At 55.8% G+C, this 22,910-nt stretch carries 18 protein-coding genes; 8 read left to right on the plus strand and 10 right to left on the minus strand.

The features are described 5' to 3' along the window. Positions 1–19: 19 nt before the first annotated feature. Positions 20–298 (minus strand): CoA transferase, encoded by a 279-nt coding sequence (locus tag ACR1XY_RS19545; RefSeq protein ID WP_480595589.1) that lies wholly within the window; start codon positions 296–298, stop codon positions 20–22. A gap of 120 nt (positions 299–418) precedes the next feature. On the opposite strand from ACR1XY_RS19545, the gene ACR1XY_RS19550 reads away from it, so the two are divergent. Continuing rightward, the gene (locus ACR1XY_RS19550) at positions 419–568 is read left to right on the plus strand and encodes a helix-turn-helix domain-containing protein (protein ID WP_480595592.1); all 150 of its coding nucleotides are present in this window, start codon (positions 419–421) and stop codon (positions 566–568) included. A gap of 752 nt (positions 569–1,320) precedes the next feature. On the opposite strand, the gene ACR1XY_RS19555 is transcribed toward ACR1XY_RS19550, so the two are convergent. Both ACR1XY_RS19555 and ACR1XY_RS19560 read right to left on the minus strand, forming a co-directional pair. Further along, positions 1,321–3,819: a tetratricopeptide repeat protein gene (locus ACR1XY_RS19555; protein WP_480595595.1), complete on the minus strand. Its 2,499-nt coding sequence runs from the start codon at positions 3,817–3,819 to the stop codon at positions 1,321–1,323. Between the two features lie 269 nt (positions 3,820–4,088). After that, entirely contained in the window at positions 4,089–4,952 is an 864-nt protein-coding gene (locus ACR1XY_RS19560) for a helix-turn-helix domain-containing protein (RefSeq protein WP_480595597.1), read from the minus strand. Positions 4,953–4,969: 17 nt separating this feature from the next. On the opposite strand from ACR1XY_RS19560, the gene ACR1XY_RS19565 reads away from it, so the two are divergent. Next, complete coding sequence (locus ACR1XY_RS19565) at positions 4,970–6,160, plus strand: MFS transporter (protein WP_480595599.1); 1,191 nt, start codon at positions 4,970–4,972, stop codon at positions 6,158–6,160. 201 nt (positions 6,161–6,361) lie between these two features. Continuing rightward, on the plus strand, positions 6,362–6,778 hold the full coding sequence (locus ACR1XY_RS19570; RefSeq protein ID WP_480595601.1) for a VOC family protein: 417 nt from the start codon (positions 6,362–6,364) through the stop codon (positions 6,776–6,778). A gap of 607 nt (positions 6,779–7,385) precedes the next feature. On the opposite strand, the gene guaD is transcribed toward ACR1XY_RS19570, so the two are convergent. The 5 genes from guaD to xdhA all read right to left on the minus strand — a co-directional run bounded on the left by guaD (position 7,386) and on the right by xdhA (position 15,140). After that, positions 7,386–8,750, minus strand: a complete 1,365-nt coding sequence (guaD, locus tag ACR1XY_RS19575; protein ID WP_480595603.1) for a guanine deaminase — start codon at positions 8,748–8,750, stop codon at positions 7,386–7,388. A 62-nt stretch (positions 8,751–8,812) separates the two neighbouring features. Next, positions 8,813–10,414: a xanthine/uracil/vitamin C permease gene (locus ACR1XY_RS19580; RefSeq protein WP_480595605.1), complete on the minus strand. Its 1,602-nt coding sequence runs from the start codon at positions 10,412–10,414 to the stop codon at positions 8,813–8,815. 43 nt (positions 10,415–10,457) lie between these two features. Continuing rightward, positions 10,458–11,339, minus strand: coding sequence for a xanthine dehydrogenase accessory protein XdhC (gene xdhC / locus ACR1XY_RS19585; RefSeq protein ID WP_480595607.1), 882 nt, complete (start codon positions 11,337–11,339; stop codon positions 10,458–10,460). A 3-nt stretch (positions 11,340–11,342) separates the two neighbouring features. Beyond that, positions 11,343–13,661: a xanthine dehydrogenase molybdopterin binding subunit gene (gene xdhB, locus ACR1XY_RS19590; protein WP_480595609.1), complete on the minus strand. Its 2,319-nt coding sequence runs from the start codon at positions 13,659–13,661 to the stop codon at positions 11,343–11,345. 15 nt (positions 13,662–13,676) lie between these two features. After that, the gene (xdhA, locus tag ACR1XY_RS19595; protein ID WP_480595612.1) at positions 13,677–15,140 is read right to left on the minus strand and encodes a xanthine dehydrogenase small subunit; all 1,464 of its coding nucleotides are present in this window, start codon (positions 15,138–15,140) and stop codon (positions 13,677–13,679) included. A gap of 156 nt (positions 15,141–15,296) precedes the next feature. Between xdhA and ACR1XY_RS19600 the strand changes: the two genes are divergently transcribed. Further along, positions 15,297–16,199 (plus strand): LysR family transcriptional regulator, encoded by a 903-nt coding sequence (locus tag ACR1XY_RS19600; protein ID WP_480595616.1) that lies wholly within the window; start codon positions 15,297–15,299, stop codon positions 16,197–16,199. A 72-nt stretch (positions 16,200–16,271) separates the two neighbouring features. On the opposite strand, the gene ACR1XY_RS19605 is transcribed toward ACR1XY_RS19600, so the two are convergent. Then, a complete protein-coding gene (locus tag ACR1XY_RS19605; RefSeq protein WP_480595619.1) occupies positions 16,272–17,504 on the minus strand; it encodes a urate hydroxylase PuuD in 1,233 nt (410 codons plus the stop codon). A 101-nt stretch (positions 17,505–17,605) separates the two neighbouring features. Between ACR1XY_RS19605 and ACR1XY_RS19610 the strand changes: the two genes are divergently transcribed. After that, positions 17,606–18,526: a LysR family transcriptional regulator gene (locus ACR1XY_RS19610; RefSeq protein WP_480595621.1), complete on the plus strand. Its 921-nt coding sequence runs from the start codon at positions 17,606–17,608 to the stop codon at positions 18,524–18,526. A gap of 5 nt (positions 18,527–18,531) precedes the next feature. Here ACR1XY_RS19610 and uraH read toward each other — a convergent pair whose 3' ends face one another. Further along, entirely contained in the window at positions 18,532–18,885 is a 354-nt protein-coding gene (gene uraH / locus ACR1XY_RS19615; protein ID WP_480595623.1) for a hydroxyisourate hydrolase, read from the minus strand. Positions 18,886–19,032: 147 nt separating this feature from the next. On the opposite strand from uraH, the gene puuE reads away from it, so the two are divergent. Genes puuE through ACR1XY_RS19630 form a run of 3 tightly spaced genes read left to right on the plus strand, consistent with a single transcriptional unit; the run spans position 19,033 to position 22,406 of the window. Next, the gene (puuE, locus tag ACR1XY_RS19620) at positions 19,033–20,445 is read left to right on the plus strand and encodes an allantoinase PuuE (protein ID WP_480595627.1); all 1,413 of its coding nucleotides are present in this window, start codon (positions 19,033–19,035) and stop codon (positions 20,443–20,445) included. Then, positions 20,442–20,927 carry an ureidoglycolate lyase gene (locus ACR1XY_RS19625; RefSeq protein WP_480595630.1) on the plus strand — a complete coding sequence of 162 codons (486 nt, stop codon included), beginning with the start codon at positions 20,442–20,444 and terminating at the stop codon, positions 20,925–20,927. Before puuE ends, ACR1XY_RS19625 begins: the two co-directional genes overlap by 4 nt. 54 nt (positions 20,928–20,981) lie before the next feature. Beyond that, positions 20,982–22,406, plus strand: a complete 1,425-nt coding sequence (locus tag ACR1XY_RS19630) for a uracil-xanthine permease family protein (protein WP_480595632.1) — start codon at positions 20,982–20,984, stop codon at positions 22,404–22,406. Positions 22,407–22,910 lie beyond the last annotated feature (504 nt).

The following is a 22,910-nucleotide window of genomic DNA, read 5'->3' on the forward strand; positions in this document are numbered from 1 at the left end:
CCCATCTCGGTCGTGCGGCCTATGAACGTGTCGCATAGCGAACCGGGGAAAGGGGAAAATGCGGCTCAAGCGCTATTCGTGCAACGCGGTCCCCCTGATCCGTTTTCAGATTCAGCGTCAGAGCTTTCTTTCCGCGTGAGATCATCCGAAAGGCCGGATCGTCAAAGGTGGGGCCATTTGGCTGATCGATCCGGATGACCTCGGCCCCCATGTCGGCAAGCATCATGCCGACAAGAGGTGCGGCCAGGTATTGCCCGAAATCAAGGACACGAATATGAGACAGGGGACGATAGGTCATGAGAACTTTACACAGACTATTCGTTAGGGGCTTGAAGCTCCAACACAGAGGAACGGCAAACTAGATAAAGGTACACCGGCCAAAATATGATGCACCGTATAGCAAATTGTTTTGGTCAGAGTGACACGCCTCATCTTTGGTTCTCTGAACGCCTTGCTGGTTCTTGAGGTCGCGGTGCGCCATGCCTGCTTGTCCCGCGCCGCCGAGGAAACGGGGCTGAGCCAACCCGCTGTTTCCAGGTGTATCTCAACGCTGGAAAACCGGCTGTGACAGGCGCTGTTTGAACGCAACAACAACCAGATCGTTTCTTCACCCGCTGCTGTGCGGCTGTCCGATGTAGTGGCTCTGGGTGTCGGTCATCTGGATCAGGTTTGGACCAAGATTTCGGGGCGGCCTGATCGGCAGGAAGTGCCGCTGGCTCGCTCATTCGGTTTCGCCGACCAACGGTTGATGCCGCGCTTTTCGAGCCTTCGTGAGCATCTTGATGAGTCAAAAGTCCGAGTGGTGACCACTGACCATTTGAGCGATATTGATTTAAGCCGGTTGGATGCGGCCATGGTCTGGGACACTGACGGATTGCCGGACCGGCCGTTCATTCCTCTGATCAAACTCGAGGTGTTTCCCATCTGCAGCCACGAATTCCTGGCGTCCCACCCTGAAGCAAAGGACGATATCTCGCAGCTATCGCCGTCATTTTCTGCGTTTCGATGTGAGGGAAACGACCGCATAATGTTCTGCGCTATCGCCCACTTGCGCCGGAAACCGTCGCACCAACGGACCAAAGGCCAGTCATGCACTGGCATTCAAGCTGGACCACTTGGGTGGGGCCGAACACTTCATGTTTAGCGGTGAATTCAAGCTAAGCACCAAAGTACTATGGTATCTCTCGCGGAATGGAGCAGATCAGTGGAGATGGGTATGAAGGTGTAGACGCCCCGTTGGCCTCAACGTGCCATTGTGGGTTCGCAAACAAACAGAATAGAGCCCCTTTGCCGCACTGACCAATCCGTATGAGACGAAGTTCAATCCGGCAAACCAGCTTTCCGAAGATCTCCGACAAATCTGTCAAGATCGAGTTGTTGCAGGTTTTCGAATGCCAGACGGACGCGCGAACATGTCATGTCGGGCCGTTTTTCTTTGCTCTGACGGATTACTTGTATCGCCTCGTTTGTGGCTTTCTGCCGTATCAGAATGACCGCCAACACAAAGCGACCGAATGGATCAACCGATTTTCCCTCCAATGCTGTTCTTGCGCAGGTTTCGGCCTGTTCATGCTTGTCGAGAACATAAAGGCAAAAGGCTTTGGCCAACAATTTCACCTTGAAATATGGACCTGATGGCCCAAACCGAGTTGCGGTGTCAAAATGCGGTAGCGCAAGCTTGGCCTGCCCATTTGCGAGATGCGCATATCCAAGAACCAAATGAGCGTTTGCCGCACTTGGGTTGAGACTGACTGCAAGTTGTGCCTCTGCAATCGCGGCATCGTGCTTGTTGAACTGGGTGTAGGCACGGGCGAGACTGGCATGCGCGAAACTGCTTTGCTCATCCAGGGCCACGGCGCGCTCTGCGTGGTAGAGTGCGCGTCGTTTGGCCTCTTCCCGATCCTTAACCTGGACAAAGAACAGTTTCCTAAGCTCAGCGTTTGCCATCACTGCGTGCGCAAGTGCATAGTCTGGCGTAATCTCAATGGTTCTGATTAGAATATCTTTGGCCTTTTGTGTGTCATCATCGGTGAACTTATATAGATGCCACAGTGCTTTTTGAACTCTGTCCCAAACGTTGACCTCACCTCGTTTTAGTCGGGCTTGTTCGCGCACATCGAACCGCAATTCCCAGTCTATGTGTCCGACTACGGCTGACGCGATTTCCTCCTGCAAGGAAAAAACATCTTCTGTTTTGTGGTCCAGGCGATCAGCCCAAAGATCATGCCCATTTGATGTGTCTACAAGATGGGCGGTTACGCGAACACGCTGATCGTCATAACGCACACTGCCCTCTACCAAATAGTGGGCGCCGAGACGTTGTGCGATCTCCTCGCCGGCTAAAGAAGCATCCTTGAGGAGCTTGGTGGAAGTAGGTGAGACCACCGACAGCCAATCCACTTTTGCAAGTTCAGTCACAAGTTCATGGTTGATGCCAGCCACAAACCCATTGTTGTCGTTTTGTCCGCTGAGACAGTCAAAAGGCAGCACTGCGATTACTGGCTTTTGTGGCGTTGGAAGCTGGGTCACTATCCTATCAAACAGACGGTCTTTTTCGGCTGGTGGCTCTGTTTTTGGTGCAAGTGTTACGGTTTCAGGTTGAGAGTCGGGCAAAGGTTCATGTGTTGTCGGTATTTGGAACACCGGCCCATGTCTGGGCCAGTCAACATTGTTGAGCGTCATGTAGTCTTTGAGATTGTGAGCTGCATACAAGAATGCGTGGCTGCGAGCGCCGACGTTGAGTTGCTTATTTGCGAAATTTAGGCCCACTGCGACCCGGGCCAGCAAGTATTGGCTTTCCATAAAGCTGAGCCGATGACTTTCGTGACGTTCAACCCAACTCATCGCCCCACGCCGCAGAGTTCTGACAAACTCGACGATCCCTACATCATCCTGCCAAAGCCCCAATGTGTGGTGTTTTGAATGAAAGAGGCCAAGATCATCAAGGATGGCATCCCATTGCGCAGGTATGCAGTTTCCGCGCCGCGCCAGAAGGTATGCCAACTCAAAATACGCGTGGTCGTAAAACAAGAACTGCTTGTCTTCGTACAGCGCCAGATCAATTAGATAGTAATCGGGATCACGGCTTTGGTGCGATCGAACCAATACATTGTACCCATGGAGATCCCCATGCACCCGTCCTTTTGCCGCTCTTATGCTCAATCGGCTTGGCAGGTTCTCGTCGTAGGCAAAGGCCAGCGGGTTCGGGTACCAATGCCCTTCAAACATTAGGCAACGTTCGCTGGGGTCATGACCGCAAACATCCGAAAGGAAATGGTGGAGCCGACCTGACTCAGGATTTAGTCTGTAGCCAAGCCATCCGGAAAGCAGTTCCCTGGGCGAGTGCAATCCGGGCGCCATTTCATAATCGACGTTCCAATCATCAAGAAGGCTTCTCGACAGCCGCTGAAGAACATTCAAGGCCAACTCGTAGCCGCAGTCGTTCCAAGGAAGAGAGTATTCCAGCCCTTGCGCCACAACTGTTGAAAGGATCGCGATCTTGCCGTCGTGTTCCAAAGAGTGAACTATGCGTGCCAGATGCTTTGATCCAAATGCGGGAACCGCCTCAAACGCCTCCAGATGTCTTTGGTTTTCGGTCTTTTCCTTCCAATCCGGATCGGGAAGGGCGTCAAATTTGAGAATGGCCTGACCGCTGAAATCGTCGCAAGTAATGTCGACAATATAGACAAGGGCACCGGACTTGCCGGCACTTAGCTGACGGTGAAAGTAGACTTCATCTTTTACTGACCACTTGTCAGTTATTAGCGGCAGAAACTCGATATACGCTTCAGGCCAAGAAAGGTCATCTATGGCGGGCATTGGCAACACTCCGCAAAAGTGCCGTCAAGAGTTGAATAACTCTGCGCGGCAGCACAGCTTTTTGCATGATACACAAGCAATAGTGTGAACCAAGGCGTTAAAGCAAACCCGCCTGTGATTTCCTCGCGACAGCTTGACCTGCCCAGCGAGAGATTTAAGGGCTGCAAGAAGCATGAAGGCCCGTCTTCGAGAATACACCTCTGAGCGATTGAATGCGTTCAAAGTCAGCATGCCGCTGCTCGATCTCACTGTCATCTTGGGGCAACCGATCAGTTCTTCAGAAACTCACTCGGGCTGACACCGAGGGTTTGTCGGAACATGTAGCTGAATGCGCTGGAAGATTCGTACCCCATATCAAACGCGACCGATGTCACGCTCTGGCCAGAAGCAAGGAGCGAGACGGCGTGCATGACCCGCACATGCCGTAACCACCTGGACGGCGGCAGGCCCGTTTCTGCAACGAAATGCCGTTCAATCGTTTTTCGGCTCGCTGGCACATCTGAAAGCCAAGCCTCCACAGAACGCGCGTTGCCGGGATCATCCAGCGCAGCTTGAGCGGCCCCGCGGAGGCGGGCGTCCTTAGGCAGGATCAGGATCAGCGGCACATCCTTTGCCGAGATCAGCTCATGTCGAAGCAATGTGTGCAGCGCCATATTATGCTTCTTCCTGCGCGCATTCCTACGTGCCGGCATTGTTGCATCAAATAATGCCCCAAGCAGTGGCGTCATCTTCATGACCCGGCAGTCACTGCCAAGTTTTTCAGCCTCGGCACGGTTTACGTCTACGTAGAGCATGACATTGTTGGCCCCGTATCGCATCCAGTGCTGGGTATCTGGTGGAATCCAGATCGCCATCGCCGGGCTGAGAAGCAGGACGCGGTCGGGAGTTCCTACATACATCGAGCCTGAGGCCGCTGAGATGAGTTGACCAAAATCGTGCGTATGCCAATCGTAGCTTTCTCCCAGCTCCGGCTTGATCGTCTCTCCAAGATATCGAGGGCGATCTGCCTGGTTTGGTTGCGTGCCCTTCAATGACGAATCCTCGATGATAATTGCCTTTCTTTCGACAGACAGACATATCGGCGCTGAGTAGGTTTTTCCAGTCAAACGGGCATTGGGTCCGTATTGTTGCATCTGACGGTGATACCACCATGACCGACCGAAGTTTAATGGCCTGGTTCGCTTTGGGCCACTTCGCCAATGACTGGCCGATTGCCGCCCTGTGGCTGATCGTGCCTGCGGCGGGTCTTGCAATGAACCTCTCGCCTGCCGAGGTTGGGCTGCTAGTCACGCTGTTTACTGTTGGAGGTGCGCTCGCATATGTTCCGGCTGGGCTCTTGGCGGATCGTGTCTCGAACCCAGGCCGCCTTCTCGTCGGCACGTTTTTCTGGGTTGCTCTCGGCTACGCGCTGGCTGCTTCAGCTCCGGGGTTTTGGAGCCTGGCATGTCTTTTGGCAATTGCGGGGATGGGAAACGCGGCTTGGCATCCGATTGCGACGGGAGTACTTGCGTGCGCCAACAAGAACACTCGTGCCCATGCCTTGGGTGTTCATGCCGTGGGTGGCTCGTTCGCCGAGGTTCTAGCCCCGCTGTCGGTCGGACTGCTTCTTTCGGTCCTTGACTGGCGTGGGGTGCTGGTGGTCTCGGTGTTTCCCGCGGTTTTGATGGGGCTTTGTTTCTTACGGGTGTTGCCGGCGGTCCCTGCCTTCGAAAAACCGCTTGTTGATCGAAGTAAGCTGATGGATCTGGTGCGCGCGTGGTGCGGTCGAAACGGGTTGCGCATCGTCGCAACGATTTCCCTGTACAACATGTCTCTGATCGCGTTGCTGAGCATGATCCCACTCTATCTGGCAACGGCTCACAACCTTGCCCCCTTAACCATTGGGATCGTTTTCGCGGCCATTCTCATAACCGGCGCGCTTGCTCAGCCATGGGTTGGATTGATTTCCGACACGCTCGGTCGCAGGCCGGTAGTCGCAGCCGGAAACGGGATTGCTGCCTTGGCAATCGCGACACTGGTATTCGACCCGCCGTTTTGGATCATGATTGCCATGATGGCGCTTGGGGTTGCGGCGCTGGACGCGATCCGTGCGGCAATGCTTGCAGCGGCTGTCGATCACTCCGGGCACCGCGAAAGCACCACGTTGGGCTTTGCGTTTACCCTTTTGGATGGTGTCGGTGCGTTTGGAGCGGTTCTGGCCGGGATGGCTGCGGCCATTTCTTGGAGTGCCATGTTTGGCATGGCCGCCGCACTCGCAGGTAGTGCCGCGATTCTAAGTGTCAGATGCCCCTGCAAGTCACCGCGAAACGGCAACGAACCCACTGCTAAGCTACCCAATTAAAGGCAAGAGAAAGAGCTGGAAAGGAATGGACCAAGAAACAATGTTTCTTACCGTAGGCAGAGGAATGACGATCGAAGCAGCCACGGCTGCTGAACACGCGTATCGGTACTGACTGCACTAGGCGGGTGCCTGGGGGCCGCCAAACAAGGCATGATGAGTCTCGGGCTAGAGTAACCAGTAAACCGGAAAGGAGCCCAAACATTGATTGCATACGTCACATTCGGCGCTGATGATATAAAGCGTGCAGAGCGATTTTACTCCGCATTCCTACCAGACCTTGGCTACCACTTGGAAAAGTATCACGGTGATTTGAGCTACGCGTTGCCTTCTAAACCCGGGCGATCACCGAACTTGCCCGAGTTCTATGTCAAATCCCCTTTTGACGGTCAGTCTGCCTCGGCCGGGAACGGAACAATGGTTGCATTTGAGGCACGCAGTCAACAACAGGTCCGTGACCTTCACGCCGCCGCACTCGCAGCGGGCGGGTCCGACGAGGGCCAGCCAGGATTTCGACAGGCCTATGGGCCGAGCTTTTTCGTTGGATACCTTCGCGATCCTGAAGGCAACAAGATAGCATTGTTTTCCAGCAATCCGAGCGACCCAGGGCGAGACGGATGACGGAAGCGAGATGGGAAAAGCTGTGCGACGACCGCCGTGGCTGTGGTCAGGTGTCCTGCTATGTCTCCTCCACGGTCGGCAGTTACCAAGGCGTCGCCGCTCCTTTCGGAGAGCTAAACCTGCTCAAGCTTCTGAACTATCTCCTCTGGCTTGTGTCGTTTGTTTGCCATTCTCTGTTCCCTGTTTCCTAAACACAACAGTGGTCCAGTTCAGATGCGGCGTTTCACCGTCGATCAAACCCATTTCTCCGCGTCAGCCCTTTAGCGGTTTAGAAAGAACCAAAAACTGTGTCTTCCTTGGATAACACTTCGCAAAAAGCAGTTTTTTCGTTTACGCCAACTTCAAGCGTGCCGCCCGGTCTGCCTTGCTTGAGCAACGCAAGGGCGCCGCTCAGCAGGCCTTGACCGCAACCAAATCACAAGAATGAAACAGGAACGGGTTCTCCATCCAAATGGCCCGGATCAGGGGTCTGGGTCAAAATCCTTCGTATCTGTGTCCGCTATCCTGGTTGGTATCGCAGTTGTCACCAAGATCCGAAAGCAGCAATTTGATTCGCTCAGAACCTCTGGGTTCTCGCCAATTTGCCGAAATCGCGGGATAACTGGGTCTAGCGAGCGGGTGTTTCCGGTCTATCGGAAAACTCCCGACAAAACCGGCTTACGTCAGACCGCGAAGAAGCCGTTGATTTACACGGCGCTCCTGAAACATAAACCTCCTCAATAGCGCGATCATCCCCCATCATCTGCAGGACGAACAGTTCATCTGCAAGGCTGCCCACGCGATCCATACGCAGAGCCATGGCCGGTGTGCTGCGTGCATTCAGAACGACAACGTCTGCTTCAGTACCGGGGTCGAGATTTCCGATCTTGTCTTCCAGTCCAAGAACACAGGCATTGCCGCGTGTCGCCCAATGGAATGCTTGTAGCGGATGCAGTGCGGCCCCCTGCAATTGCAGGATCTTGTAGCCCTCGTTGAGGGTCTGGAGCATCGAATAGCTGGTGCCCGCACCGACATCCGTCGCGATGCCGCTGGAAATACCGCGTGCGCTCAGACCGGCGTGGTCAAAGAGGCCACTGCCGAGAAACAGGTTCGAGGTCGGGCAGAACACCGGATGCGCTCCGGTTTCCGCAAGGGCGTCGATCTCGCGCGCTTCAAGGTGGATAGAGTGACCCAGCAGCGTCTTTTGGTCGAGAAGGCCATAAGACTGGTAGACGTCCAGATAGTCGCGCGCCTGCGGATATAGTTGCTTGGTATAGGCGATCTCATCCTTGTTCTCGGACAGGTGGGTCTGGATGTGACAGTCCGGGTGTTCCTGCGCCAAGGCTTGCGCCATCGCCATTTGTTCGGGCGTGGACGTGATGGCAAAACGAGGTGTGATGACATAGCCGTTCCGGCCTTTGCCATGCCAGTCCGAGATCAACGCCTTGGTGTCGTCGTATCCGGTTTGGGGCGTGTCCCGCAGACCTTCGGGCGCGTTGCGGTCCATCAGAACCTTGCCACCGAGCATTCGCATGTTTCGTCTGGTTGCCTCTGTGAAGAACGCGTCAGCCGATGTCTTATGGACCGAGCAATAGGCAACTGCAGTTGTCGTGCCATGGGTGACGAGCTGATCAAAGAACGCCCGCGCCATGAGCGCGCTGTGCTCGTCCGAGGCAAAACGGGTTTCTTCCGGGAAGGTATAATTGTTAAGCCAGTCCAAAAGCTGCGCGCCCCACGAGGCGATCACCTGTACTTGCGGGAAGTGAATATGCGTGTCGATAAACCCAGCCATCATCAGATTGGGACGATGGTCTGTCACCGGCGTGCTCCCGGCTTTTGCGCTCACCTCTGCGAAAGGTCCGGTATCCTGGATGATCCCGTCCCGGATCAGCAGTGCGCCGTCTTCGAGATAGGTGTAGGCGCCGGAATCTTCGCCGTTCTGCGGTTCGCGGTGAAAGGTCAGCAGACGACCGCGGAGCAATCTCTGAGTCATGAAAGATCTCGTTTTTACGGTAGGGAAATGGTGGGGCAGCCTTGTGACTGCCCCACTGTGGATCAAGCCTGTTGTGCAGGTGAGTCGTCGTCGATGAGATCCGGCTCATCCGGTACGATCACACGATGCTCCAGATCCTCTTTGGGCGCGAGCATCGGGTAGATATAGAGGAATGCGCCGACAATCAGATAACCGATTGTGATCCCGTCGAACTGAGGCATCTGCAGCGTGTAAGAGTGAATGATCCCGAAGGAAGACATCAACCCGCCAGCCACCGCAAACGCCCCTGCCATCCGGAAACGGCCATCGATCACATCTGCCACAATGGCACCCCAGATCAGACCCGTGAGGATCGCGCCCTGACTCAGCGCAAGGTGACCTTCGTAATGCGCACCCTCCATCAGAAGAGCCGCAGTCAGGCCTTCGTCACCGAGAGACGGCAAACCTTCGACTCCGGTGCTGCGCAACGCATTCATAAGCGAACCCCATTTGACCATCAGGAAGGCCGAGATATGGGGCAGGATCGCAAATGAAACCGCAGCCATGTGCATCGGCTTCACAGCCCATGCGGTATTGGTGATCAGGCTTACCGAGACAAAGACCAGCACCGGTGCCGCGGCGGCAATCGGGATCAGGCCCGCAAGGAAGGACAAGAATCCGAGAAAGGCAGCTGCAGCGATCACAACGGCCACACCAACAATGTATCCTGCATGCGCATCAAGCCGCTTGTAGGCCGGATGACCGATGTAAACCGTGGTTGGGAAGGGTGATCCAAACAGCGCACCCAGCATGGTGCCAGCGCCATCTGTCACCTGGCACAATCCAACCGGGTAATGATCACCTGCCGCTTCAGCCGACTCCACGTTGTTCATCGTTTCGATGAAGTTGTATATCTGTACCGGGATCAGCACCAAGAACAGTTCGGGGTTCGCGAACAGGTACTGCACGCCGGCGATCAGGTCGCCGAAATAGGGGATCGGGGGGTAGAAACCGATACCGCTCACGTCGATTTTGGATTCACCAAGGACAAGGGCAATTACAGTACCGGCCGCAATCGCTACAAGACCGGCGGGGATGTTGCCCGGAAGGCGGAAACGACCGATCAGGCCCCAGAGGATAAACAGCAGCGACGTAAAGCCGATGATTGGATTCTCGAATACTTCGGCCAGCGGTACGGAGCCAATGAAAACCAAAGCTATACCGCAAAGCGTGCCAAGCATCCCGGCGCGTGGGGTTATCCGCTTGAGGTACGGTCCGACCACCGCGCCCAGAGCGGCCACTATGCCGCCCATGAAGCCTGCACCAATACCTACTTGCCACGCGAGCATAGGATCATTGGTCGCCCAATAGATGGGTCCGATCACGCCGAACAGGTAGACGAACATGACCGGCGTCGAGATGCCGTAGGGCAGGGCGGTTACATCTTTACCCTGAGTGGTTGCCGCCCATTTGGCGAGGTATGTGTAAACAGCTACACCTGCCAAAATCGCGATAGCGGCACCGGGAACGATGCGGCCAAAGACGATTTCCGCGGGCATCTGAAACACGAACTGGCAGACCCCGGAAAGGATCAGCAGGTTCACCAGGTTGTCGGTAAACAGCGCCCAGAAAGCGCTGAAATCGCTGCGGGTAAACAGCTTGTATTCGTAGGTCCTCCCGTCCATGACGGTCTCCTCCTCTGATGTGACCGGATTTGCCAGACTGATGTCAGGCCGTTCTCCCTTTCCGGTCGTGATGGTGGCCCCCTTGGGGCGCTTGGGTTGCCCCGGTCAGGGCTGTCGCGGCAGTTTCAGAGGTCAATTCAGCCATCACCTCGGCCACCACGAAGGCGGCGATGACGCTGGGCCGCTTGTCGCGGCTACCGCTTGCCCCAATGGGGCAATTCAAATGTTCGATAGACTGTCCATCACAGTTTTTGTGTGCCCAGTTTTTAAGTTTTGCGCGCTTGGTGGCAGATCCGATCATCCCCACATAAACAGCGTCCTGACGTTCCAATGCTGCAGACGTCAGGAGGAAATCCAGCCCGTGATCATGGGTCAGAACAATAAATGCGCTGCCAGCTGGAGCACCCCAGATATCGGCTTCCGGGATAGCGCTTACCCGGGTTTCGACATTTGCCGTGCACAGATCGACTTCGTCTGCCCGTGTGTCGACGAGGATGCAACGTACCGGCAAGTGCTGAAACTGATTGGCCAGAGCGCGCCCCACGTGGCCCGCGCCCATGACATAGACATGGGGCAAAGCCTCTTCGCGTTTGGTTGCGCGTTCTGTTGCGGCCCATTTGTCTGACACCCGCATGCGAGTCAGGTTCATCTCGACGCGTCCACCGCAGCATTGACCGATTTCAGGGCCAAGCGGTACATCCAAAACCTGTTGCAACGTGCCATCATGCAGCATGTCCCGCGCGGCGTTGATGGCCAAGAATTCCAACTGACCACCGCCGATGGTTCCCCAAAGTGCCTTTGGAGCCACGAACATCTCTGTCCCCTCATCGCGTGGAGAGGATCCGCGCACGCGGGTTAGCGAAACGCGGATCACGCAACGCTGTGCGGCAAGAAATTCGGTCAGAGAATGCGGGGACCGTGCCATCGATCAAGAACCCGCTTGTAAACGCGCTACAGCCATCAGGACGCGCTCGGGCGTCGCTGGGGCGTCCAGACGTGGGCATTTGCGGTAGTCAGCAACAGAGGCCACGGCCATCGACAGCGCCTCGAACACCGAAATCCCCAGCATGAATGGCGGTTCGCCAACAGCCTTGGAACGTTTGATCGTCAACTCGCGGTTTTCCGACCAATCGGCAAGGTTGACGTTGAAGGTGCGCGGTCTGTCCGACGCGAGCGGGATCTTGTATGTCGACGGCGCATGCGTGCGCAGACGACCGGCATCATCCCACCAGAGCTCTTCGGTGGTCAGCCACCCCATGCCCTGAATAAACGCGCCTTCAACCTGACCTTTGTCGAGAACCGGGTTCAGCGAGCGCCCAACATCATGCAAAATGTCCGTGCGCTCTACGCGGTACTCGCCGGTCAGAGTGTCAATCGTCACTTCCGAACAGGACGCACCATAGGCGTAATAGTAGAACGGGCGACCTTGTCCCTTGGTCCGGTCCCAGTGGATTTTCGGCGTTTTGTAGAACCCGGCTGCCGACAGTTGCACACGCGCCAGATAGGCTTGCTTGATGAACGCATCGAAGGGCAGAACCTCTTGCCCGATATGTACCTGATTGGCGTGGAAGGCCACATCCTCAGGTGTGACATCCCATTTTTCAGCGGCGAATTTCACCAGACGCGCTTTGATCTGCTCAACCGCGTTCAACGCCGCCATGCCGTTCAAATCTGTTCCGCTGGAGGCTGCGGTGGCCGAGGTATTTGGAACCTTCTCCGTCGTTGTCTTGGTAATCTTGATCCGGCTGAAATCGACCTGAAACGCTTCGGCCACAACCTGCGCGACCTTGGTGTTGAGGCCCTGCCCCATTTCGGTGCCGCCATGGTTCAGATGGATCGAGCCGTCATTGTAGACATGCACCAAAGCGCCAGCCTGATTGTACCAAGTCGCGGTGAAAGAAATACCGAACTTAACCGGTGTCAGCGCGATGCCCTTTTTCAGGATCGGTGATGTCTTATTGAACTCGGTGATGGCCTGACGGCGCTGGCGGTATTCCGATGTCTCTTCCAGCTCGCCGATCAACCGGTCGAGGATGCTGTCTTCCACCTCCTGATGATACGGGGTTATGTTGCGCTCCTCAGTGCCGTAGAAATTGACCTTGCGCACATCCAGTGGATCCTGCCCGGTAGCATAGGCAATCTCTTCGATCATCCGCTCAGCGGCGATTACACCTTGCGGGCCGCCAAACCCACGGAACGCGGTGTTGGACACCGTGTTGGTTTTCATCGGATGGCTGTTCAGGCGCACATTCGGATAGAAATAGGCGTTGTCCGCGTGGAAAAGCGCCCGGTCGGTCACTGGGCCCGACAGGTCTGCCGAGAACCCACACCGCGCGGCAAAGCTGCCTTCCACCGCCTGAATGCGGCCATCGTTGTCAAAGGCGACGTCATAGTCGATCACGAAGTCATGGCGTTTGCCGGTCGCTGTCATGTCCTGATCCCGGTCGGGGCGGATTTTGACAGCGCGGTTCCACTTTTTGGCGGCTATGGCTGCGACCGCGCAGAACAGGTTCATCTGGCTTTCCTTGCCGCCAAATCCACCACCCATGCGGCGCACATTGACCACGACTGCGTTGGACGGCACGCCTAGGACATGCGCCACCATATGCTGCGCCTCGGACGGGTGCTGCGTCGAACAATGCACGACCACATCATCGTCTTCACCTGGAACGGCAAACGCGATGTGACCTTCAAGATACATGTGATCCTGTCCGCCAACGTTCATACGGCCTTTAATTCGGTTTGGTGCAGCGGCCTGAGCTTGGGCGACATCGCCGCGCTCCAGCTTGAGCGGTGCCGTGACATGGGGATATCCAGCTTCCTGCGCCGCAATCGGGTCCAGCGCGTGGGGCAGGGTTTCGTAGTCGATCTTTGCCAGTTCGGCGGCCCGGCGCGCGATGTCGCGGGTTTCGGCAACAACAGCAAACAAAGGCTGCCCATGAAACTGAATGGCATCGGTCGGGAAAACCGGTTCGTCGTTCAGATGTGTCGGGCTGATATCATTGACCCCCGGCACATCATCCGCGGTCAACACGCCGACAACGCCGGGCGCGGCCAGAACGTCGGTGAAGTCGACGCCCAATAGCTTGGCGTGCGCGACGTCAGAGACGCCGAGATACGCGTGCAGCGTGCCTTCGGGCTGGGCTATATCGTCGGTATAATCGGCCCGCCCGGTGACATGCTTGATCGCACTGTCATGTTTGACGTTGGTGTGGGCCGCCCCGGTGATGGAAACGTTATCTTTCATTGTCTCGTCTCCTTTTTAAGCACAAGCCAGTTGAACGGGAGTGTCGGTTTGGGCGTCCATTTCAAGGAAGAACCGACGCAGAAGGTTCTGGGCGGACAGCATTCGGTAGTCGGACGATGCACGCCAATCGGTGAGAGGGCTGAAATCCTCTGCCAGCGCTATGGCGGCGGCTTCAAAGCTTTCGCGCGTCCAGGGTTGACCGTTTAACGCGGCCTCGGCAGCAGCGGCACGTTTGGGCGTGGCGGCCATGCCGCCGAACGCGATGCGTGTATTGCTGATGACCCCGTCTGCGACTGTCATATGGATGCCGGCGGCGACGGAAGAGATATCCTCGTCGCGGCGCTTGGAAATCTTGTAGGCCGCGTTCAGATCGTTGGCACCGGGCAAGGGGACGCGGATGCTTTCGACGAATTCGTCGGGCTGGCGATCCTGTTTGCCATAGTCGATGAAGAAGTCTTCCAGAAGCAGCGTCCGGCTCTCGGAACCGCGCCGCAGCGTGATTTCTGCGCCAAGCGCGATCAGAACCGGCGGTGTGTCCCCGATGGGCGAGCCATTGGCGATGTTGCCGCCGACGGTTCCCATATTCCGCACCTGCCACCCTGCGATGCGATCCCAGTAGGAGGACAGGTGTGGCAGGTGTTCAGACAGAAGTTCCTGGCAATCGGTGTAGCTGGCGCCAGCACCGATCAGGAGGAGGGAACCCTGTCTTTCGACTGTTTTCAGGTCTTCGAGATGACCGGTGAAGATGGCAGGCCCGATGTTGCGCAGGAATTTGGTGACCCAAAGACCCACATCTGTCGCCCCCGCCACGATTGTGGCGCTGGGGTAGGTATGCAGACACGCAGCAAGATCATCAACGCTGGATGGAAGAATGCTCAAGTTGTCTTCGGGCCCGGACACAACGCGCCGTCCGTCTTTGAGGGCGGCCAAACGCGCGGTCATGGTTTCACGCTCGGTATTCAGATAATCCGACGCTGGAGTGCCATAGCGGCTGACGGCAACGGCGGCGCGGATGATCGGCTCATATCCGGTGCAGCGGCATAGATTGCCCTGCAGTGCTGTTTCAACCTGTGTTTCGGTTGGTTCGGGTGTTTGCATCCACAGCGCATAAAGCGCCATGACGAAGCCCGGCGTGCAGAACCCGCACTGGCTGCCGTGATGATCGATCATCGCCTGTTGAACCGGGTGGAGGCGACCGTCAGGGCCGGACAGGTGTTCGACCGTTACGACATGACAGCCATCGACCGAGGCGAGAAACCGGATGCAGGCGTTCACGGGAACATAGGCCAGCCCCGCATTGCCAAGCCGACCGACAAGCACGGTGCACGCGCCGCAGTCACCTTCGGCGCAACCTTCTTTTGTGCCTGTCAGCCGACGTTCCAACCGCAGGAAGTCCAGAAGCGTCTGGTCTGCTGATACGTTTGGAACGGACACATCCTTGCCATTCAGGACAAATTGGATGTCGGTGCGATGCGTCATGGTATTCTCCCTATGCCCCTGCCTTTCAGGTGGGTGATCGGGGGGACCATAGGCGCAACGATTGAGTCTTAAAATCGTCGGAAACGGCAAATACTTTCAACACAGCGTTGAAAAAGAAAATGCCGTGGCGCAGTCTTTCCGCAAGGAGAGGATCGAATGTCATACATCGAAAGCCTGCGTGTTTTTGTCAGAGTAATGGAGTTGGGCAGCATTACATCCGGCGGGCGCGACCTTCGGTTAACCCCGGCGGTGGCCAGCAAACGGTTGAAAGAGCTTGAGAACCATTTGGGCGTGCGGTTGTTCAACAGAACAACTAGGTCGATGACACCAACCGAAGTCGGATCGGTTTTTTACGATGAGGCCAAGGCTGTTCTGTTGGCGCTCGATCATGCCGAAGCGCGTGTCGCCAGCTTTTCCGACGCCCCCAGAGGTGCAATCCGTATCACCGCGCCGCTGGGTGTTGGGCGGCGAATCGTTGCTCCGTTGGTCCCTGAGTTTTCGGATCGCTACCCGGAAACAGAGATTCGCATGCGTCTGTCCGATCGCAAGGTGGATATTCTGGCCGACGGCTTGGACATCGCGTTTTTCGTCGGCGAGCCCGGTGATTCAACCATGAAGCTACGGAAGTTCGCCGATTGTGATCGTGTGCTGTGCGCATCGCCGGAATACTTGTCGAAATCTGGGGTGCCCAAAACACCGGATGACTTGCTGCACACGCCACACAATTGTCTGTTGCTGCGCTATCCCAGATCTCCCGAATACTTCTGGACTCTCCGGACCGACATGGGACCGCGGAAACTTGAAGTGCGTGGTAAATACGACGCTGATGATGGTGATGTGTTGACCGACTGGGCCTTGGCGGGCACGGGTATCGTAAACAAACCGCGTTTCGACGTGCGCGAGTATCTCGAGAATGGCCGACTGATCGAAGTTCTACCTGAGACGCCCCCTGTGCCGACGATTTTCGGCTGTCTTTACCCGCACAAAAAGCTGCAGGACCCCAAGGTGCGTCTGTTCGTCGAGCATGTTGCGCAGCACAGCAAACGCTTTTTTGCTTAGTGAAAAAGGGCAAAAAAACTGGGCGTACTAGCCCAGTTTACCTATCCCGCCAATTAAACGAGCGTCTCGCGTCTATTGATCCCTGACTTCACGTACCCACGCAATGATTGTCTGGCGCGATTCTTCATCCATTTGAACCGCCGATGGTGGCGGCATTGCGTGGCTGATCCCGGCCTGCAGATATATCTGGTCGGCCTGACGGGCTACATCACCGGGTGTTTCAAGATACACCTCCTTGGGGGCCCACTTCATTGTGCCATAAACCGGCTCACGCGCGTGGCACATGGAACAATTGCCAAGGACCGTGTCATACGCTTCCTCGAATCCGGCAGCCGACGCATATTTTTGCTCGTATGGCGTCAGCTCCCGTGCTTCTGCGTCTTCCCATGTCTCACCGGTTCTGACCGAAGACAGCCAGGCGATAACAACCATGAGAATAACGGTGACCCCCCAGGTCCAGTGCGGACCTTTTCCGGTTGCGTGCATCGTGTTGAAATAGTGCCGGATGGTCACGCCTGTCAGAAAGATCAGGCTGGCGATGATCCACGAGTACTCTGTTCCGAAGGCTAGCGGGTAGTGGTTCGACAGCATCAGGAACACGACCGGCAGGGTCAGATAATTGTTATGCGTGGAACGCACCTTGGCGATTTTTCCATATTTGGCGTCGGGTGTTCGACCGGCCTTGAGGTCTTCGACCACGATCCGCTGGTTTGGCATGATCTGGAAGAAAACGTTGGCGGTCATGATCGTCGCGGTAAACGCACCAAGATGCAAAAGCGCGGCTCGACCGGTGAATATCTGGTTGTAGCCCCAGGACATGATCACAAGGATCACGAACAGCAGCAGCATCAGTACGGTCGGGTGATCGCTCAGCTTCGATTTGCACATCTGATCGTAAAGCAGCCAGCCGATGGTCAGTGATCCGCCAGAGATCAGGATACCCTGCCACAGCGAGAGGTCCACTTTGGTTGGGTCGAGCAGGAACAGCTCGCCGCCGACCCAGTAGATGATCATCAACAAAGCCGCACCCGAAAGCCACGTCGTGTAGCTTTGCCATTTATGCCAGGTCAGGTGTTCAGGCATCCGTGCAGGCGCCACCAGGTATTTGACGGTGTGATAGAATCCGCCCCCATGCACCTCCCATTCTTCGCCGTAGGCCCCTTCTGGCAGGGCAGGGTTCGGCTTCAGCATAAGATCGAGTGCGATAAAGTAGAATGACGCACCAATCCACGCCATCGCGGTGATCACATGCAGCCAGCGGATAGAAAAGGCGATCCACTCCCACATTACGGCCAAGTCGTACATGGCATTGCTCCTAAGAATCTAAGTTCCCGGGCACTCTATGCGATAGAGTTTTCCTCTGGTATTGCTACGAAAGACCAAGCAGTATCAAAAAATGCAAAAAAATGTCCTACTTAGATAACATCCGCACTTTTGTCCGTGTCTACGAATTGGGAAGCATGTCCGCAGCAGGCCGCGATCTGCGCGTCTCGCCAGCGGTCACGTCTGCAAGAATTTCCCAACTGGAAGAACACCTTGGCGTACGATTGTTTCAGCGCACCACGCGCAGTCTCGCCCCGACAGAACAGGGGAAATCCTTCTATCGCGGAGCGACAGATATTCTGGAAGCTGTCCAGAATGCTGAAGCCCAAATCGCCAATATCACTGAGAACCTGAAGGGCTCACTATATGTTGCAGCGCCTTTAGGAGTTGGCAGACGTTTGATAGCACCGCAGGTGCCAAAGTTCCTTGCAGAGTACCCTGAAGTGAACGTTAGATTGAGGCTGACTGATCGAAAGGTCGACCTGACGACCGAAGGTCTCGATCTCGCGTTTTTCTTAGGCCAACCGGAAGACAGTAACTTGCGAATTCGCAAGATTGCCGATGTCGAGAGGGTTCTTTGTGCATCCCCCAAATATATAAAAAAACGTGGGATGCCTGAAAGCGGAGACGATATTATCGCCGATGCGCATGAGTGTTTAAGTCTGCGCTTTCCAGGCGCCACCGAGTTTCAGTGGCTTCTAAAAACCCAACTGGGACCCAAGCGATTTCGCGTTTCCGGGCGTTATGAGTCGGACGATGGCGACGTCCTGACGGACTGGGCGCTTGCTGGCCATGGTATTGCGATGAAGCCAATATTTGAGATTGCTCAGCATCTGAAAGCCGGAACTTTGGTTCCGGTGGCAAAGGAAACGCCACCTGAACCGATTCAGATGGCATGTTTATTTACGCACCGCCGAATGCAGGACCCCAAAACGCGCCTCTTTATGGAGTTCATAATCGAGCGCATAGGGTCAACGATTGCGGCGACTAACACGTCCTCTTAGGTCGCTCAGCTACCTCGATATGTCGAAAAGCCGAAAGGCGACAGAAGCAAAGGGACATGGTAATGCGAGTGTTCTGACATCCCGAAACGGATTGGGATCACATCCAAGAAACGCGGAGTCTCGGGAGGCGTGCCCGAGGCATCGAGGTATTCTCCGGCATAAAAAACCAATTCGTATTCGCCTGTAGAAAACTCTGCCGTTGGCAAAATCTGCTCATCGGTGCGGCCATCATCATTTGTGACCAGAGTTTTCAGCAATGTGCGATCCGCGCCGTCAATGCGGAACAACTCGATTTTTAAACCCTCGGCAGGGCACCCTCGAGCCGTATCCAGTACGTGCGTTGTAAGATAACCGGTCATTTGCACCTCTCCTCAAATTTGGGTTTTAATATTCCGATTACTTCGCGAGAAGCAAAGGTAGTCTGCCCGAAGGCTCCTTCGCATTCTTTTTGAAAAACATCTCCGATTATTCGGGTTATTCATCACCTCAAGAAGAAGGAAAGTGATGTGACGCGTTATCCAAGAGACATGACTGGCTATGGTTGTCAAATGCCAGTGGCGAACTGGCCAAACGGGGCGAAGATCGCGGTTCAGATCGTGCTGAACTACGAAGAAGGTGGCGAAAACAATATCTTGCACGGCGATGCCGCTTCTGAGGCGTTCTTGTCCGAAATCACGGGTGCTGCCCCATGGCCGGGGCAACGGCATTGGAACATGGAATCCATCTACGAATACGGCAGCCGGGCCGGATTCTGGCGGGTGCTCCACCTTTTGCAGGACGTGCCTGTCACCGTTTACGGCGTCGCTACCGCCCTGGCGCGCGCGCCACAACAGGTGGCCGCGATGAAACGCGCCGGATGGGAAATCGCAAGCCATGGCCTGAAATGGATTGAGCACAAGGACATGGGCGCCGAAGAAGAGCGTGCTCAGATCCGTGAAGCCATCCGACTGCACACCGAAGTCACGGGGCAGCCACCACGTGGCTGGTACACGGGGCGCTGTTCGATGAACACCATCGACCTTGCGGCTGGGGAAGGTGACTTCGCCTACATCGCGGACAGCTATGCCGACGATTTGCCCTATTGGGTAAAGGCTGGCGGCAAGGATCAGTTGATTGTGCCGTACACGCTGGACTGTAACGACATGCGCTTTGCGATTCAGGCGGGCTACACCAATGGCGATCAGTTCGAGAGTTACCTGAAAGACAGTTTCGACATGCTGTACGCCGAGGGTGAGGCCGGTGCGCCCAAAATGATGTCGATTGGCCTGCACTGCAGGTTGATTGGTCGCCCGGGTCGCGCGATGGCGCTGAAGCGCGTGCTGGAACACTTCAAAAAACACGACGGTGTCTGGTTCGCTACGCGCGAACAGATTGCTGATCACTGGACAATGGAGCACCCACCAATGCAACGTCTGACCCCGTCCGAAATGGATCAGTCAACCTTTGTTACTGAGTTCGGTGGTGTATTCGAACACAGCCCGTGGATTGCTGAAGGCGCGTATGATCTGGAGCTTGGGCCGACGCACGATAATGCCGCCGGTGTTCACAACGCGTTGGCGAGGGTGTTCCGGTCTGCAACTGGGGACCAACGCCTCGGTGTCCTGACCGCCCACCCGGACTTGGCGGGTAAGCTTGCCGCGGCTGGTCGCCTGACAAAGGAAAGCACCGCTGAACAGGCCGGAGCCGGTCTGGATATGCTGACCGATGAAGAACGCGCAACATTCACAGCGCTGAACGAGGCCTACACAACCAAGTTCGGCTTTCCTTTCATCATTGCGGTTAAAGACAACACAAAGGCCAGCATCCTGGAAGCTTTCAAACGCCGGATCGACAGCGACCGCGACACCGAATTTGCTGAGGCCTGCCGCCAGGTTGAACGGATCGCCGAATTGCGCCTGATTGAGAAGTTCGGGGCATGACGACGGTCTTGAAAACTCAACCTCTGACTGCGGAGGCTTTTGCGTCGTTTGGCGATATCATCGAAGTGTCAGGCGACGTTGACAAATACATCAACCAAGGAAGATGCGCACGATATCATGACCGTGCCGTGCTCGATTTTCACGATGGACGTCCGGGGATCAGCGTTTTTAAATCCGAAACTTTCAGCTTTCCTATCAAACTGGAGATGGTTGAACGTCACCCGGATGGCAGCCAAGCGTTCCTGCCCATGTCAGACAAACCCTTCGTTGTGGTTGTAGCCCCCGACGAAGGCGGGGCACCGGGTCAACCGATCGCATTCAAAACAGCTCCGGGGCAGGGCGTGAACTACTTCCGCAATACTTGGCACGGGGTGCTGACCCCACTTTATGCGCCTGGCCTTTTTGCGGTGGTGGATCGAATAGGAACCGGGCCCAACCTCGAAGAGCATTGGTTCGAGGAGGCCTTTACAATCACGGAATGAGGGACCTTGCCGGAAGAGGAGCCGGACAATGTTCCTCAAGGGAGGAAAGACACAATGTCAGATGCATCCATCGGAACGCCGGAACAGCTCCGCGATCCGAATTACTCGCCGCCGCTTCTGAAAGCGGTACCACTGGGAATTCAGCACGTGCTGGCGATGTTCGTTTCCAACGTCACGCCAGCCATTATCGTGTGCGGCGCGGCCGGGTTCGGATTTGGTTCGAACAGCCCCGACTTTCCTCAAATGATCTACATGATCCAGATGTCGATGTTCTTTGCAGGCATCGCGACTTTGTTCCAATCCATTGGTGTTGGCCCGGTTGGCGCCCGGTTACCAATTGTTCAGGGAACGTCGTTTGCCTTCATCCCAATCATGATCCCACTGGTGGTCGGAAAGGGTGTCGATGCCATTGCCGTCTTGATGGGCGGCGTGGTCGTCGGCGGTCTGTTCCATGCCTTCCTTGGGCTGTTCATAGGCCGTCTTCGATTTGCACTTCCACCCTTGGTCACAGGCCTCGTGGTGACCATGATCGGTTTGGCGCTTGTAAAGGTTGGGGTTCAGTATGCTGCCGGCGGTGTGCCTGCCATTGGTACCGAGGAGTATGGTTCGGGCCTTAACTGGTTCATGGCTGGAAGCGTAATTGTGGTGACGCTCGGCCTGAAGTTCTTTGCGCGAGGCATGCTGTCCGTGTCAGCGGTATTGATCGGCTTGTTGGTCGGTTACGCATTGGCATTTGTACTTGGCCAAGTAAATTTGGGTAGTGTCGGTAGTGCAGCACCGTTCGCTCTGCCAAACCCGCTGCATTTCGGTCTCGAATTCTCGGTCGCAGCCATCATCGGTTTCTGTGCGATGTCCTTTGTTTCGGCCGTTGAAACGGTAGGGGACGTGTCCGGCATCACCAAAGGCGGCGCCGGACGTGAGGCAACCGACAAGGAGATTCAGGGCGCAACCTACGCCGATGGTATCGGCACCGCGATCTCCGGTCTCTTCGGCGCATTGCCGAACACCTCGTTCAGTCAGAATGTCGGTTTGATTGCCATGACCGGCGTCATGAGCCGCATGGTGGTTACCATCGGGGCTCTTTTCCTGATTGTATGCGGGCTTATTCCGAAAATCGGTGCGATCATCTCGTCGATCCCGATCGAAGTTCTGGGCGGCGGTGTGATCGTGATGTTCGGCATGGTGGTCGCGGCGGGTGTTTCGATGCTGTCGGATGTGAACTGGAACCGGCGCAATATGGTGATCTTTGCGATTTCCCTAAGCCTTGGTTTGGGATTGCAATTGGAGCCCGGCGCGCTTCAGTACCTGCCCGGCACACTCAAGGTTCTGGCCACTTCGGGTATCCTGCCTGCTGCGGTCATCGCAATTATACTGAACTTGGTTCTTCCCGAGGAGCTATCGGACGAAGCGACAGAAGAAGTTTCAGGCGGTATGGCTGGCCACGGTCTGGGGTCTATTGGCCATGACGATCACGTCTGATGAGGTGAAGGTGAATCTCTGAGCGTCACTGCAACAAAAAAGCGGCGTGCCTGGGCTCGCCGCTTTTTTTCGAGATACCCAACCGCCGAGGCAAGGCTACCAGCCTGACCGATGAATTCGAAATTGGCCTGGCTATTTCTTAACCGAAGGTCGGCACGTCAGTGCCAAAAAACGCTTCAGTTTTGAACAATCCACGCAGTGTCACGCGCAGCGTCACAATGTGGGCGAGATTTTTTTCCCCCCAGTAGGATTAGTCCAACATCAAGACACTCTGCCTCGCTTTTCAAGAGGTTGCGGGTTTCGTCCGATACCCTTTTTTGACACGCCCAAAGCCGAGGCAGTATCCACCTGGTAAAAACTGTTTCGCGGATGCGCCGGGCCGGCCATCACGAAATACAGCTTCAAGGCGCTCAAGCCGTATCATTCCACCAATGTCGAATGGCGGAAATGACAAGGTGGCTGGCGGCTTCAAGTGTTCGCCAGACAGGAAATCACAAAGCGGGT

This window comes from Ruegeria sp. AD11(2025), assembly GCF_056542405.1.

Coding starts and splice junctions, on each gene's coding strand:
- ACR1XY_RS19545 (WP_480595589.1), bottom strand. CDS start 298: ATGACCTATCGTCCCCTGTCTCATATTCGTGTCCTTGATTTCGGGCAA.
- ACR1XY_RS19555 (WP_480595595.1), bottom strand. CDS start 3,819: ATGCCCGCCATAGATGACCTTTCTTGGCCTGAAGCGTATATCGAGTTT.
- ACR1XY_RS19560 (WP_480595597.1), bottom strand. CDS start 4,952: ATGCAACAATACGGACCCAATGCCCGTTTGACTGGAAAAACCTACTCA.
- ACR1XY_RS19565 (WP_480595599.1), top strand. CDS start 4,970: ATGACCGACCGAAGTTTAATGGCCTGGTTCGCTTTGGGCCACTTCGCC.
- guaD (WP_480595603.1), bottom strand. CDS start 8,750: ATGACTCAGAGATTGCTCCGCGGTCGTCTGCTGACCTTTCACCGCGAA.
- ACR1XY_RS19580 (WP_480595605.1), bottom strand. CDS start 10,414: ATGGACGGGAGGACCTACGAATACAAGCTGTTTACCCGCAGCGATTTC.
- xdhC (WP_480595607.1), bottom strand. CDS start 11,339: ATGGCACGGTCCCCGCATTCTCTGACCGAATTTCTTGCCGCACAGCGT.
- xdhB (WP_480595609.1), bottom strand. CDS start 13,661: ATGAAAGATAACGTTTCCATCACCGGGGCGGCCCACACCAACGTCAAA.
- xdhA (WP_480595612.1), bottom strand. CDS start 15,140: ATGACGCATCGCACCGACATCCAATTTGTCCTGAATGGCAAGGATGTG.
- ACR1XY_RS19600 (WP_480595616.1), top strand. CDS start 15,297: ATGTCATACATCGAAAGCCTGCGTGTTTTTGTCAGAGTAATGGAGTTG.
- ACR1XY_RS19605 (WP_480595619.1), bottom strand. CDS start 17,504: ATGTACGACTTGGCCGTAATGTGGGAGTGGATCGCCTTTTCTATCCGC.
- ACR1XY_RS19610 (WP_480595621.1), top strand. CDS start 17,606: ATGTCCTACTTAGATAACATCCGCACTTTTGTCCGTGTCTACGAATTG.
- uraH (WP_480595623.1), bottom strand. CDS start 18,885: ATGACCGGTTATCTTACAACGCACGTACTGGATACGGCTCGAGGGTGC.
- ACR1XY_RS19625 (WP_480595630.1), top strand. CDS start 20,442: ATGACGACGGTCTTGAAAACTCAACCTCTGACTGCGGAGGCTTTTGCG.
- ACR1XY_RS19630 (WP_480595632.1), top strand. CDS start 20,982: ATGTCAGATGCATCCATCGGAACGCCGGAACAGCTCCGCGATCCGAAT.